General features: G+C 35.0%; 15 protein-coding genes, 1 tRNA gene and 1 pseudogene. 12 read left to right on the top strand and 5 right to left on the bottom strand.

What is annotated here, in order from left to right:
- Positions 1–287 precede the first annotated feature (287 nt).
- Positions 288–361: transfer RNA gene (locus tag EZJ43_RS16575), tRNA-Asn, on the bottom strand.
- A 257-nt stretch (positions 362–618) separates the two neighbouring features.
- On the opposite strand from EZJ43_RS16575, the gene EZJ43_RS16570 reads away from it, so the two are divergent.
- On the top strand, positions 619–1539 hold the full coding sequence (locus tag EZJ43_RS16570) for a PfkB family carbohydrate kinase (RefSeq protein ID WP_133263840.1): 921 nt from the start codon (positions 619–621) through the stop codon (positions 1537–1539).
- Positions 1540–1600: 61 nt separating this feature from the next.
- Here EZJ43_RS16570 and EZJ43_RS16565 read toward each other — a convergent pair whose 3' ends face one another.
- The gene (locus tag EZJ43_RS16565; RefSeq protein ID WP_133263839.1) at positions 1601–1837 is read right to left on the bottom strand and encodes a cytochrome b5 domain-containing protein; all 237 of its coding nucleotides are present in this window, start codon (positions 1835–1837) and stop codon (positions 1601–1603) included.
- Positions 1838–2027: 190 nt separating this feature from the next.
- On the opposite strand from EZJ43_RS16565, the pseudogene EZJ43_RS17630 reads away from it, so the two are divergent.
- The 3 genes and pseudogenes from EZJ43_RS17630 to EZJ43_RS16550 all read left to right on the top strand — a co-directional run.
- Positions 2028–2258: pseudogene (locus EZJ43_RS17630) on the top strand (GIY-YIG nuclease family protein); the annotation flags it as partial.
- 400 nt (positions 2259–2658) lie between these two features.
- A complete protein-coding gene (locus EZJ43_RS16555; RefSeq protein WP_133263837.1) occupies positions 2659–3201 on the top strand; it encodes a glycosyl-4,4'-diaponeurosporenoate acyltransferase CrtO family protein in 543 nt (180 codons plus the stop codon).
- Positions 3202–3274: 73 nt separating this feature from the next.
- Complete coding sequence (locus EZJ43_RS16550) at positions 3275–3985, top strand: 5'-nucleotidase, lipoprotein e(P4) family (RefSeq protein ID WP_133263836.1); 711 nt, start codon at positions 3275–3277, stop codon at positions 3983–3985.
- Between the two features lie 55 nt (positions 3986–4040).
- Here the strand turns inward: EZJ43_RS16550 and EZJ43_RS16545 are convergent, their stop codons facing one another.
- Together EZJ43_RS16545 and EZJ43_RS16540 are read right to left on the bottom strand one after the other, a co-directional pair.
- Positions 4041–6005 (bottom strand): ATP-binding protein, encoded by a 1965-nt coding sequence (locus EZJ43_RS16545; RefSeq protein WP_133263835.1) that lies wholly within the window; start codon positions 6003–6005, stop codon positions 4041–4043.
- Between the two features lie 109 nt (positions 6006–6114).
- Positions 6115–6513: a GlcG/HbpS family heme-binding protein gene (locus tag EZJ43_RS16540; protein WP_133263834.1), complete on the bottom strand. Its 399-nt coding sequence runs from the start codon at positions 6511–6513 to the stop codon at positions 6115–6117.
- A gap of 249 nt (positions 6514–6762) precedes the next feature.
- On the opposite strand from EZJ43_RS16540, the gene EZJ43_RS16535 reads away from it, so the two are divergent.
- The 6 genes from EZJ43_RS16535 (at position 6763) to EZJ43_RS16510 (ending at position 12582) form a co-directional block, all read left to right on the top strand.
- Complete coding sequence (locus EZJ43_RS16535) at positions 6763–7440, top strand: hypothetical protein (RefSeq protein WP_133263833.1); 678 nt, start codon at positions 6763–6765, stop codon at positions 7438–7440.
- Positions 7441–7451: 11 nt separating this feature from the next.
- On the top strand, positions 7452–8480 hold the full coding sequence (locus EZJ43_RS16530) for an OmpA family protein (RefSeq protein ID WP_133263832.1): 1029 nt from the start codon (positions 7452–7454) through the stop codon (positions 8478–8480).
- A 206-nt stretch (positions 8481–8686) separates the two neighbouring features.
- On the top strand, positions 8687–9871 hold the full coding sequence (gene uxuA / locus EZJ43_RS16525) for a mannonate dehydratase (RefSeq protein WP_133263831.1): 1185 nt from the start codon (positions 8687–8689) through the stop codon (positions 9869–9871).
- Between the two features lie 19 nt (positions 9872–9890).
- Positions 9891–10706 (top strand): SDR family oxidoreductase, encoded by an 816-nt coding sequence (locus tag EZJ43_RS16520; protein WP_133263830.1) that lies wholly within the window; start codon positions 9891–9893, stop codon positions 10704–10706.
- A 193-nt stretch (positions 10707–10899) separates the two neighbouring features.
- Entirely contained in the window at positions 10900–11754 is an 855-nt protein-coding gene (locus tag EZJ43_RS16515; RefSeq protein WP_243718123.1) for a UbiA prenyltransferase family protein, read from the top strand.
- A 198-nt stretch (positions 11755–11952) separates the two neighbouring features.
- A complete protein-coding gene (locus tag EZJ43_RS16510; RefSeq protein WP_133263828.1) occupies positions 11953–12582 on the top strand; it encodes a class I SAM-dependent methyltransferase in 630 nt (209 codons plus the stop codon).
- On the opposite strand, the gene EZJ43_RS17270 is transcribed toward EZJ43_RS16510, so the two are convergent.
- On the bottom strand, positions 12577–12753 hold the full coding sequence (locus EZJ43_RS17270) for a hypothetical protein (protein ID WP_165953201.1): 177 nt from the start codon (positions 12751–12753) through the stop codon (positions 12577–12579). The two genes, EZJ43_RS16510 and EZJ43_RS17270, sit on opposite strands and share 6 nt — an antisense overlap.
- A gap of 191 nt (positions 12754–12944) precedes the next feature.
- Between EZJ43_RS17270 and EZJ43_RS16505 the strand changes: the two genes are divergently transcribed.
- Both EZJ43_RS16505 and EZJ43_RS16500 read left to right on the top strand, forming a co-directional pair.
- Entirely contained in the window at positions 12945–13487 is a 543-nt protein-coding gene (locus tag EZJ43_RS16505) for a DNA-3-methyladenine glycosylase I (protein WP_133263827.1), read from the top strand.
- Positions 13488–13640: 153 nt separating this feature from the next.
- The gene (locus tag EZJ43_RS16500; protein WP_133263826.1) at positions 13641–14012 is read left to right on the top strand and encodes a response regulator transcription factor; all 372 of its coding nucleotides are present in this window, start codon (positions 13641–13643) and stop codon (positions 14010–14012) included.
- Positions 14013–14214 lie beyond the last annotated feature (202 nt).

Raw genomic sequence — 14214 nt, 5'->3', positions numbered from 1 at the left:
AATATCCGCTGAACCTGCTTTTTTTCGTTCCCTCTGATTAATCCCGCACCTGCGGGACGCTAACCAGCTGAGCTAAGAAGGAGTATTAATATTTTTAATTTTTATAAGTTCAATATCCGCTGAACCTGCTTTTTTTCGTTCCCTCTGATTAATCCCGCACCTGCGGGACGCTAACCAGCTCAGCTAAGAAGGAGTATTAATATTTTTTCTATTTCAAATTTATTCATTACCAAACTCATTTGGCAATTACTATATAAAAAATCCCCACATTGCTGTGAGGATTTTTGCTCCCTCTCTTGGGCTCGAACCAAGGACCCTCTGATTAACAGTCAGATGCTCTAACCAGCTGAGCTAAGAAGGAGTATTAATATTTTTAATCTTTTATAAGTTCAATATCCGCTGAACCTAATTTTTTTCGTTCCCTCTGATTAATCCCGCACCTGCGGGACGCTAACCAGCTGAGCTAAGAAGGAGTACTGGTTATTTCCTAAAACGAGGCTGTTTGTGCTTTGCAGTACATAAGCCCTTGTTCGTTTTGGGAATGCAATATTAGGGCTTTTAAATTATTTATGCAATATTTGCAGTAAATAATTTTAAAAAAAAATTAACAAAATAGATATGAGCCTGATAATCATAGGTACTGTGGCTTTTGATGCCATTGAAACACCTTTCGGAAAAACAGAAAAAATAGTAGGTGGAGCCGCAACTTACGCAAGTTTGGCCGCATCTTACTTTTATAATAAGTGCAAAATCGTAGCAGTTGTGGGCGATGATTTCAAAAAAGAAGATATTGATGGGCTAAATGACCATGGTATAGATACCGAGGGTTTGCAAGTTAAAGCTGGCGAAAAATCTTTTTTCTGGTCGGGCAAATACCATAACGACATGAACAGTCGCGATACTTTAATTACCGAGTTAAATGTATTAGAGAATTTCGATCCAATTATCCCAGAAAGCTACCAAGACTGCGAATATTTAATGTTGGGCAATCTTACCCCTCAAATACAACAAACGGTTATTAAACGCCTTAAAAATCGCCCGAAATTAATTGTGATGGACACCATGAATTTTTGGATGGACATTATGATGGACGATTTATTAGAAACCATTAAAATGGTTGATGTTTTAACGATTAATGATTCAGAAGCTCGTCAGCTGTCTGGAGAATACTCGTTGGTAAAAGCGGCTAAAAAAATCCTCACCATGGGACCTAAATATTTAATTATTAAAAAAGGCGAACATGGTGCGTTATTATTTCAAGGCGATCAAATATTTTCTGCCCCAGCATTACCTTTGGCCGAAGTTTTTGACCCAACTGGTGCTGGCGATACTTTTGCTGGTGGTTTTATAGGCTATTTGGCTAAAGTTGGCACGATCAACTTTAATAATATGAAAAATGCAATTATTTACGGTTCTGCATTGGCATCATTCTGTGTAGAAGAATTTGGCACGGCGCGCTTGTTAAACTTAAGTGAAGAAGAAGTTTCTGGTCGTATTCAAGAATTTGTGAAATTGAGTGCATTTACAATAGAAGCCTAGTGGGTGAAAAGTTTAAAGTAGAAAGTTTAAAGTGTTCAATTAAGCACCTTAACTTTTGACTTTAAACTTTTAACTTTCCTATTACCGCAAACTTTTCGAAAACAGTTTCTGTATGTGGTGCATCTGGCAATTCATCGGTAAGATCCTGCCCAGCCCAATGTTCGTAATGTTTGCCATTTCTCCAAAGTCGACTGGCACCAACATCATAAATATTTCCATTGTAAGCTACCCAAATTTCGGGTTTATCTTGCCCGTTGCGCAATGCTAGCTGTTGCTTGGTATAAATTGGTAAATCCATTTGTGCTGAAATTAACACATAATTTTGATTTTAAGGGCAATTTTTCTACTAAAAAATGTTGTTGCCCTTTTTTGCTTTACGGCCTCATTGCTCGTTGTTGCAGGGTATGGCTTAGCCATTGGCATACCTATATATCATGTAATCACATCCGTCTTTCAAATATTCCAATGTATAAAACAAGGATGTTAAAACGCAATTGAATGAGCACAATAATTCTGATCGGGTCACTTACACTTCAAAACATCGTCCATGGGTTTTAAAGAAATTTATAGAACTGGGCATTGATAGATCTTTCGCCATGCAGATTGAAAAAGCGATTAAGAAATCAAAGAGTAGGGTTGTTATCGAAAAGATAATCTCAAACATAAATTCAGTCGACGATTTAGCTCATCTGGTTAGAGTCCCGATGCGTCGGGATTAATCAAAGGTGGTCCTTGGGGAGTAAAATCCCGAATTTTGGGAAGCCCAAGAGAGGGAGCCACTATCAAAAAAATCCTACAATGCTCTGTTAATTCCAACTTGTCGTGATCGTTTTTTGATCAATAAATCTTGTAAGACGACTTATCCATCCAAGGGAAAAGAGAGCAGACCAGTGAGTTTGTTTTTATAAACACTGATCTATGACCGGAGAATTAAAGAAGCGAGAATGTTAACTATGACATTAATGAATGAACGGTTTGTAGCATAGTCAACTTCGCATTTTTGATTGGTAAATAAGTAAACGATAATCCAAAGGACATAATGCAACGGCGACCTTACTTTTAAACAGTTGAAAATTTATTAAGTTTGTAAACTGCCAATAAAAAGGTGAGATGAAATGTATGAAAAGAACTTCAAATTTAATCCTCATTACTTTAGCTACAATTGCTTCTACTTATGCCTTGGTGCATTACGTTAAAATGGATCGTTTTGAATTTGCCTTCATTTTAAACTTCATGCTTATGTTCTTTGTGCTCTTTTTTACCAAAAACTTGAAACCTTACTTAACTTCTTCTTTCTATGATGAGAAAAATTGGGAAAGAAAGGGAACATTTTATGAATATATTGGTATAAATATTTTTAGAAAAATATTAGTTTGGACTGGTTGGGAAAAATTAATCAGAATAGATAACCCAATAGAGAAAAATACAAAAACGCTGACCCACCTTTATAATGAAACCAAAAAAGGAGAGTTGTCGCATATAATTATTTTAGTCATTGTGTTAGGCTTTAATATTTTTGCAATATGTAAGTTTGGCTTCCTTAAAACGGTGTGGTTGTTAATATTAAATATACTTTTACATCTTTATCCAATTTTCCTCCAACGATATAATCGGCCAAGGTTGAAGAGAGTATTAAATTTAAGCAACTGGAGAGAAAAATAGGATATCGTATATTCGCCAATCATCCGTTTCTCGTTTATAAATCAATATTGTAACATTTTAAAAACCATTAACGATGAAATCATTACTCACCCTCTTAATCATAATTACTTCTTTTGCAACCTCCAATGGACAGGGCAAGGATAGTACATTTTTAAATAAAGAATTTGTAAAGTCGGTAGCATGGACAAGAACGTCTGGTGAGTATCGTGCTTTAAGTTTCCAAGCCTACAATTTTGCAACATTGAGTTTGGATAAAGCATTGAGTGAAAAGAAAGATAAGCGCCCTAAATGCGTTGTAGTTGATATTGATGAAACCGTGTTGGATAATTCTGAATACTATGAGGTCGCAATTAAAGAGAAAAAACCTTTAAACTGGGAAAATTGGAAAAACTGGCTTTTAACTCAATCTGCCGATACGGTACCTGGTGCTGCAACATTTCTACGATATGCAGCATCTAAAAATGTAGAAGTGTTTTACCTAACCAATAGAGAAATCGATTTTAACGAATCCACATTAATCAATTTTAAAAAATTCAATCTGCCAAATGCCGATACAGCACATTATTTGCCAATGATTACCACTTACAATAAAGAAGGAAGACGTGCAGAAATTGCTAAAAACTACAATATCCTGTTGTTTGCTGGTGATAACTTGAGCGACTTTACAAGTTTTTTTTACAAGAATGGAGAAAATATTAATGAAAAAGTAGACGAACACCAGAAATTATTCGGCACTAAATTTATTGTATTGCCAAACAGTATTTATGGCAGTTGGGCTCGTTAAAAGAATCTTCAGTCCGCCAAAATTGGAATGTTAGAATCAGCAATTATGAGATGAACTAGCCAGTTATCGGTAAAATAAACCAAAAACGGCTTCCTTCTCCAACCTCACTTTCTACACCTATCTTGCCTTCATGTTTCTTTATAATTTCCGCACAAATGTACAAGCCAAGGCCTAAACCCGAATATTGGCTTCCCGAACTATCTGCTCTATAATAACGTTCGAAAAGATATGGTATTTTATCAGCTTCAATTCCAAGTCCTCGATCAATAACTGAAACTTGAAGAGCGTTTTCCAACGTTTCAAATTCAATGTGGATTTCTTGTGAACCAGGTGCATATTTTATGGCATTACCGATGAAGTTGGTAATCACCTGTCCAATTCTATCTCGATCGGCGTAGATTTTCAAAAGCTCATTTCCTGTTATGCTTATGGTGTGTTTCCCCTCTAAACCAATGTGTTCGCTACATTCTTCAATTAATTCACCTAGCGTAAAATAGGTTTTATTTAGATGAAGTTGACCATGGTTAAATTTACTTGCATTTAATAAATCTTCGATGAGTTTTTCAACTTTATCAATGGTTTTGTTAGACCAATCAATCAAATATTTTACTTTTGGCGATGGATCTTCTACCAATCGGTTTAGTAGCTGTACGGATGCCTTTAACGTCGTTACTGGCGTTTTTAGCTCATGGCTAGCAATGCTGATAAAATCGTCTTTCTGCTCTTGCAAAAGTTTTTGCTCGTTAATATCAGTACACGTACCAAACCACTTAATCAATTCTCCTTCCGAATTATAAAACGGCGCAGCTCTGCCCAATACCCAAATGTATTCGCCCGCATAATTTTTTAAACGATACTCCACCTCATAAGGATTTCCAGTTTCTAAAGCGTGGTTCCACTTTTTCCATGCGTTTTCCCGATCATCGGGATGGAACATTTGATCCCAACCTTCGCCCTTGCTCGATGCAAAATCTGATCCCGTAAAATCATACCATCTTTTATTGTAATACTCGTGCATGCCATTCGCATCGGTTACCCACACCATTTGTATAATCGAATCTGCCATTTGCCGAAATTCCAACGAACTTTCTTCTATAACTTGCCTGGCTTTTACCTGTTCTGTAATGTCTGTAGCCAAAACAAGAATACTCTCCGTTTCGCCATTTGCAGATTTAATGGGTTGGTAAAGAAGATCGAAATAATATTTTTTGAGTGTTCCGTTATGTTCTAATACACCAGAAATTTCATTGCTATAATACGCTACGCCTGATGTATAAACATCATCTAATATTTGTAAAAATGGTTGACCTTCTAATTCTGGCAAGGCTGTTGCCAATCTCTCACCTATTACAGATGCCGTTTTGCCCCAAAATTCTAATACTTTGTTATTAGCTGTTTCAATTATTAAGTCTCTAGTTTTCAACAGCCCAATACCAACAGGAGCTTCTGTAATTAAACTGTTTAATCGCCATTCGCGCTCGGCCAAGTCTTTTAAATTTTGGTTGATAACTTGATTCTGTTTAATCCTAGTTGTGGTTTCACTACAGGTTACCAACACCCCACCAATTTTTCCGTCAACATCAATTACCCTACTGTATCCAGAGGTCCAATAAACCTCCTCCAATTTATTGTTTCTAAAAATTGGCATCAACTGGTCTTCATTCCAAGTAGATTCTCCGCCCGCCATTACTTGATCGATTAGCGGTTTAATGGTCGGCCATATTTCTGGCCAACAATCTTCGCCTCGCTGTCCAAGTGCCTTTGGGTGCTTTCCCTCATTACCTAAACTCGGCCTATATGCATCATTGTAAAACTGAATCAGATCGTTTCCCCACCATAAGAACATAGGTAATTTAGAGTGGAAAATAATACTCAGTGTAGTAAGCAAATTTCTCGACCACTTATCTGGCGTGCCCAATACGGTTTTAGACCAATCGTAAGAGCGGGTTAATTGCCCCATTTCACCGCCACCTTCTAAATAAATTCGATAGGCATTTTTACTATATTCATGATGTAACATAATTTAAAATATTGGGTAAGCGAATTAAAACTATGAAACTGATGAATATTTGTAAAAGCTATTTTAAATTATAAATGCCTTACAGGAGCAAGGCATTTAGTTAAATATATTATAATGCTGCCGCACCGGCCGAAGCAACTTCATGATCTTGTTCTACTGAACCGCCTGAAACACCAATTGCACCCACAATATGGCCATCGCTATTTTTTAAAACCACACCACCCGGAAAGGTAATTAAACCACCGTTAGAGTGCTCAATATTGTATAAAGGTTGTCCGGGTTGAGATAGTTTACCAATCTCGCCAGAATTCATATCAAAGTAACGTGCTGTTTTTGCTTTTTTGATCGAAATATCTACCGATCCTAACCAAGCATTATCCATTCTATGAAATGCTTTTAAATTTGCGCCTTCATCTACTATTGCAATGTTCATCGCTACGCCGATTTCTTTGGCTTTCGTTTTCGCCGCATGCGACATTTTTTCTGCTTCTTCTAATGATATGCTCATAATGATTCGTTAATTATTAATATAATGAACAAGATGTAGATGAATATGTTTGGAATATGCTTAAATATAGCACAAAGTGAGGCATTATTTTGGACGAATTCAATTTTGTCCAAACCCTTCAAACCGTCTCACCTTAATTTTTATTATGAGGATATAATTTTCATTTAACTCCAAAAAAGTATTTCATCAAATACCTCTTTTAAATAATTTACGGCATAATTTTTGCCATTGGGATGACAAATCAGATAAATGAATAACGCTATAAAATATTGCTGGCTACTGCTTGTGGCCTTTTCTATGCAGGCTTGCGCACAAAAAAGTGAATCAAAGTATTTCGATTTAGAATTTATGGGTCACAAGTTTAATAATGTTGAACAGGCTATAGATGGTAACAGGCTGACATACTTGTTATACGATAATTACCCTAGAGATTGGTATCAATCCAGCACCTCACAATTTCTAATCGCAAATTCTGGAGTAAAAGATACATTGCTAATCTCGGTGAGAATAGAGTTTTTAAATATTAACGGAGGTGTTTCTGGTCCAAAACTCGAAAAAGGAACATTCTTGATGGGGAAAAACTTTGTTGGTAGCAATTTTGACTCAAAATGCAATTTTTCCGACGGTAAGGCTGGCCCTTTTATTGAAGTGCAAACTTCAATTGTGGGTACCGATAAATCAAAAGATTATGTTTCTGGCACTTATAATTTTCATCATGATAGTGGTAAAATCGTGATTGAAGACATTCAAAAAGATAGTGAGGGAATAGGATTTATTTCTGGTTATTTTGAAGGGACAGTTAGTAACGAAACCACTACTATAGATACCCACGCAGATGAGGACGCAATTTGTAAAAGTGAAAATTATAAATACGAAACTTTACCCATTAAAGGTAAATTTAGACTAAGATTAAAACAGACGAAATAACTCATAAAAAAATGAAAAAAATTGTAATATGTATATGCATCGCTCTAACTGCTTTTGCTTGTAAACAAAAGGCAAAAACGGTAGAAAATACCGAGACTCCTGTAGCCACGGTTAATGAAGCTAAAACAGACAGCACTAAAAATAATGATGTTTTTGACATCAATAAAATTCCAATTTCGGACCACGACTTAGGTGAATTCCCGTATTTAAGTGCACCAGACAAATATGGTTATGGGGATTATGCAGGGGGGATGAGAAAAACTGATATTTCTGATTTTGACAAAGAATACTTCGCTGTAAATGGTAAATTGATCCCGCAGGAGGGTAAAAGCTGTAAAGTTGGTATTGATGTACTTAATTCTCAAACTACCCAATTTAATAGTTTAATTGTAGAGAAAAGTTTTGAAAAGGCTATTTTAGCATTAGGTGGTGTGCAGGTAAACAATGTGCCGGTACCACAGTCTGAAATTGAACGTATTGGCAATAAAGAATTAATTGACAAGCACTACGGTTATTCTATCGATTATAACTTGTTAGATGATGTTAAAACTTATGTGATTAGAACAAAAGATAAAGTTGTATGGATTCAGTTTAGCCTTTTAAATAAAGAATCGGGTAGAATTACTTTTTTGGAACAGGGAAAGCTTGAAACATTAGCAATTAAAAAGATAACTGCTGATCAAATGAAAGCCGATATCGATGCCAACGGTAAAGCTGTCTTAAACATTAATTTTGACACGAATAAATCTTCACTACAGCCCGATGGTCAAACGGTTGTAAACGAAATCGGAACATTGTTAAAAGCAAATCCGAATTTAAAACTTTCTATAGAAGGTTACACAGATAATGTTGGCAATCCGGCTCAAAACAAACAACTGTCTATCGATAGAGCCAATACGGTTGTAAACTATTTAGTGGCGATTGGAATTCCAAAACACAATTTAAAAGCGAATGGGTTTGGTGCAGAAAAGCCATTAGTTGCGAATGATACTGATTTAAACAGAGCAAGAAATAGAAGAGTAGAATTGGTAAAGTTTTAAAAAATCTCTTTGAAACAGCAAATCCACGATGTAAATTAGTTCTACGACATTCGTCAACTTTATTAAGTTGCAGTCATTTTTATAGTTTTCGTTTGTTCTCGTGTTTTTTTTTACAACTCTCCCCTCTTTATGCAGTATTTACCCTGTTAATTTTAGCATTATATTTCTAAATTGCATTATTAAAAAACTCAAAAGAAATATACATAATGCAAGATTTAGAACAAACCTTTCGTTGGTTCGGGCCCAATGACGAAGTTGCCTTAGCTGATATTGTACAAACCGGGGCAACAGGAATTGTAACGGCTTTACATCACATTCCATGTGGTAACGAATGGACTGAAGATGAGATTATCGAAAGGAAGAATATTATAGAAAATGCTGGTTTAACTTGGTCGGTAGTGGAAAGTGTAAATATCCACGAAAGTATAAAAATTGGCGAGCCGGAAAGAGATCATTATATCGAAATTTACATCCAATCACTAAAAAATTTAGCTAAAAACGGTTTAAAAATAGTCTGCTATAATTTTATGCCTGTTCTCGATTGGACTCGAACGCATTTAGATTATCGCTTAGAGAATAATGCCAGTGCTTTGCGGTACGATGCTATCGCTTTAGCTGCTTTTGATCTGTATATTTTAGAAAGGCCAGAAGCTTTTAATGTTCATTCGGCAGAAGTACAAACGAAAGCCAAAGCTTATTTAGAAAGTTTGCCTGCAGATGAAGTAAAAACTTTAACTGATACCATAATGGCTGGTTTACCAGGAACTGATGAGGTTTTTACGGTTGAAGAATTTAAGCAGCATTTAAAGCGTTATGCAAACGTTGATGCTAAAAAACTTAAAGAAAATTTATCGTACTTTTTAAATGCAATTATGCCTGCGGCGGAAGCTGTGGGGATTAAAATGTGCATTCACCCTGATGATCCACCGTTTCCGATTTTAGGTTTGCCAAGAATTGTTTCTACCGAGAGTGATTTGAAAGATATTGTGAATTTTGTAAAATCGCCAAGTAACGGACTTACATTTTGTACAGGGTCTTTAGGTGCAAATCCGGCTAATGATTTGCCGGGCATTGTAGAACGTTTGGGCGAGCATATCCACTTTTTACATTTGCGTAATGTACAACGCGAGGCAGATGGAAGTTTTCATGAAGCAGAACATTTAAGTGGAAGTACCGACATGTTTGCTGTGATGAGAAATGTGGTTTTGGAACAGCAGAAGAGAGAGAAAGCAGGAAGAACAGATATAGCAATCCCGATTAGACCTGACCATGGGCATAAAATTTTAGATGATTGGAGCCGTAATAATTATCCCGGATATTCGATAATTGGGCGAATGAAAGGCTTAGCAGAATTGCGAGGATTGGAAATGGGCGTTAAACGTTCTCTATAATTTTAAAAAAAGGATAAAAATGGGAAATTTATTTTCGTTAAAAGATAAAGTAATTGTAGTAACAGGTGGTACTGGTATCATCGGTAAATCATTCATTAAAGGCATAACACAGGCCGGTGGAATTGTTGGTATATTAGGTAGAAATGAAAAAGTAGCCAACGAGCGGACAGCAGAAGTAATTAAAAACGGTGGAAAAGCCATTGCTTTAATCGCCGATGTTTTAGATGAAAAAGCCATTGAAAATGCAAAAGATAAAGTGTTAAATGCTTTTGGCAGAATAGATGGTTTGGTAAACGCTGCGGGTGGCAATATTCCGGAGGCAATCATCCTGAAGCAAGATGATATTTTCGATATGAATATCGATGGCATGCGCAAAGCGATGGAACTTAACCTTTGGGGAACTTTAGTGCCTACACAAATTTTCGGTAAGGCCATGGCCGAAACTGGTAGTGGAAGCATTGTAAATATATCTTCTATGAGTGCTAAAAGAGTAATTACCCGCGTTTTGGGTTATAGCATGGGTAAAGCTGCGGTAGATTGCTACACCCAGTGGTTCGCCGTAGAAATGGCCAATCGGTATGGAGATAAATTACGAATGAACGCAATTGCGCCAGGTTTTTTCTTAACCGAACAAAATAGAGCCTTATTAACCAATCCTGATGGAACCTATACAGAGAGGGGAAGTTTGGTTTTAAATCAAACGCCATTTAAACGATTTGGAGATACAGATGAGTTGATTGGTGCTTTACAATGGTTGTTGAGTGACGCTTCTGCATTTGTTACCGGAACCGTAATTAATGTGGATGGCGGTTTTTTTGTAAATAGCGGTGTTTAAAGTATTTATAGCTTTTTTACCACTAAATGGCCTAACAAACACTTGTTAAAAAAGTATAGCGATTTATTCATTTTTTTAAAAAATGCCATTTATTGTAAAATAATGGCATTTTTGCAATACAATTTATTTTATCAGCTTGCGAGGTACTAGGGTTATTCGATTTATATTTTTTGGCAATTACTTTGTTGGTATTTTGGCTGTTGCTTTAAATTTAGAAGGACTTGCGCAATTAAACCTGCCTTACAACTCGTTAACATATTACGCCTTACTCTTTCTTGCGCCAATTGTTTACTACACTTACGCATATAATAGAGCAACTTTAGTTACCTCAGAAAGTAATTTAAGAACGAAATGGTACTTTGATAACAAAAAGTTCATCGGCATCAGTCAGGCCGTACTTTTTACAATCTGTTTAATTTTAGCATTAAGTTTTTTATATCAAAATTTCGAAAATATTATTCATTTGCCTTTTTTATATTGGTTAGCCATAATCATTATTGTGCTTGCGGGCGGCTTATATTATGGTTTATTACCTCGATCATTTTTACCTTTTAACTTACGCAATACCGGTTGGCTTAAAGCTTTTGTAATTGGATTTGTTTGGGCATGTTGCGCAAATGTATTGCCTCTAATTTTCTTAAAAATTGAGTTAAATGTTGGAAGTTTAAATTTCCTTTTATGGACATGGCTGTTCATCAAAAATTGGATGTTTTGTACCGTTAATGCGATAATTTTCGATATTAAAGATTATCCCACAGATGCAAATAAGCAATTACGAACTTTTGTAGTGCGTTTTGGTTTGCGTAGTACCATTTTTTACGTCTTGATGCCTCTCCTTGCTATCGGATTATTATCGATGTTTACTTTTGCATATTTTATGCACTTTAAACTAGAAATGTTGATTTTTAACGTATTGCCTTTTCTGCTCACTACTTTTGTTGCCTATAATATGTATAAACGAAAAAGCATTTTATTTTATCTTATTGTAATAGATGGATTAATTTTTTTTAAAGCACTTTGTGGCTTATTGGGGATGCAGTTTTTGTAAGAGAGAATATTTGAGCAACGAATAAGGAGCAAGCCTGCCTGCCGGACAGGCAGGGAACAAAGACCATAGCATCAACAAAACCCAACATGCTATTCAAATCACCTTTGTGGGTTTGGGGATAAAAAACTAGCAAGTCGCTCCTAATCTAATTACTAACGTCTAACTACTAAATACTCTTTAATAATTTCAACTTACTAAATGGCCAACTACGATAAAATTGCTAATTATTACGATTTCCTTAGTCGGTTAATATTTTTTAAATCGCAAGTAAATGCGCAAATCTCCCAATTAAAATATCTTGATAAAGGTGCATCTATTTTAATTGTAGGCGGTGGTACAGGATGGATCTTAGATGAAATCTCAAAAATTTATCATGGAGGATTAAAAATTACTTATTTGGAAATTTCGGAGAAAATGATCGTACTATCTAAAAATAGAGATTTTGGGAATAATGAGGTAGAATTCGTTCGCAGTGCTGTCGAGAGTTTCAACTTTACCAAGCAATATGATTTTATATTAACCCCTTTCCTGTTTGATAATTTTAGTAGAGAAAAGGCAGAAATCGTTTTTAATCACTTAAACAAACAACTAAAAACTGAAGGAAAATGGTTTATGGTAGATTTTAACCTAAAAGGGAAAAAAGGTTTTTGGTGGAGAAAAATTATTTTAAAATTAATGTACTTGTTCTTTGGCTTATTAGGAATTGTCGAAGTATCAGAACTTATCGACTTGAAACCATTTTTTGATAGCAATAATTATAAAATTATAGATGAGCATTATTACTACGGAAACTTTATAAAATCAAGTATATATGCTCGAATACTATAAATATTGGAATAAAATTGTACCCACAATGGTAATTAAAAATAGCGCACCGACTACAATTCTATCTACAATAATTCTTTCTTGTATTGTAGAAGGCTGTGCAATTTTCTTTGTGTTTTCAATACTGAAATCTCTTGATAATCTAAAAAGCGAAGTGTCTAACTTAATAATCATAACAAATTGTTTTAGTTAATATATTTGATAACAAATTACAAGCCAATTTTTTTTGCCAATTATGCAAATCTTTAATAACTTGGTTTTGTTAGCTAAAGAATTGACTAGTATATCGATATAACATGAAATTATTACAAAGGTTTTAACAGGCTGATATTAAATTGATGTTTTAAAAGTTTACGAAATAGAAAATGTCTTATTGTTCCATCATAAATGATATGCCCACAGAAAAAAGGGCGCTTCATAAAAATTACCATGATTATTACTATGGTTTTCCTATTCATAACGACGATGAATTGTTTTGTCGATTGGTTTTAGAAATTAATCAAGCAGGTTTAAGTTGGGATATTATTTTAAAAAAAGAAGCTTCGTTTAGGTTGGCGTATGATAATTTTGAGATTGACAAAGTGGCGAATTACAGCATTGAAGATTGCGAAAGGCTTTTGGCTAATCCGGGTATCATCCGTAATAAATTGAAAATTAATGCTGCAATAGAGAATGCAAAAACCATCCAGATTTTGCAAAAAGAGTTTGGCTCGTTTAAAAATTGGTTAATTGCGCACCATCCAAAAGCGAAAGAAGAATGGGTAAAATTATTTAAAAAGACTTTCTTTTTTACTGGCGGAGAAATTGTTAACGAATTTTTAATGAGTATTGGTATTTTACATGGCGCGCATGATGAGGATTGTCCCATCCATCAAAAAATATTAACGCTTAAATCTATGGTAGATTAATAAATGGATTTTCTAATTTTTCGTCATGTAAATATTAGTTTGTAACCCAAAATTAATGTCCTCTGTATAACCTTACAGTTGATTTTTTCTCTAATAATTAAAACAATTGTAATGTTTAGATAGTTAGCATAATGGACAATTAAGAACAGAAGCATGAAGAAAGTTTACGTATTAGAAGATAACGACGATATTAGAGAAATAATTGAGTTTTTATTGGTTGATGGTGGATATAACTTTACAGGTTTCCCTAATGCGAAGAGTTTTTTCCAGGGTATTGAGGGCAATACACCCGATATTTTCATTTTAGATATTATGTTGCCTGATGGAAATGGCTTAGATATCTGTCGTGATTTAAAGGAAAGACAAGATACCAAAAACGTGCCCGTGCTTATGATGTCGGCAAATACCGATATGATGACAACAAAAAACAGATGCAAAGCTGAAGATTTTATTAGTAAACCCTTTGATATCGATGATTTTGTAGGACGGGTAGATCATTTACTCAAAGATAACATCGCTTCATAAATCCATCATCGCTGTCGCCCTGGCACAAACACTGTTTATTGTCACTTTTATTTTCATCCAATAAATAGTTTTTTGCTAATTATTGATTGCGCAATCTCTCTAATAATGCGCCCATTTTTTTGTGGTTTTGCTTTCAAACTTAAAGGAAAAAAGCGCTTCTTATGCCCAATCTTCCAAAATTTCACCATCGATTCTAAAATTT

Origin of the sequence: Pedobacter changchengzhani (assembly GCF_004354365.1) — a bacterium.
Classification (GTDB): Bacteria; Bacteroidota; Bacteroidia; order Sphingobacteriales; family Sphingobacteriaceae; genus Pedobacter; species Pedobacter changchengzhani.
Note: the sequence above shows the minus strand (reverse complement) of the source record. Positions and strands in the feature narration are given on the sequence as shown.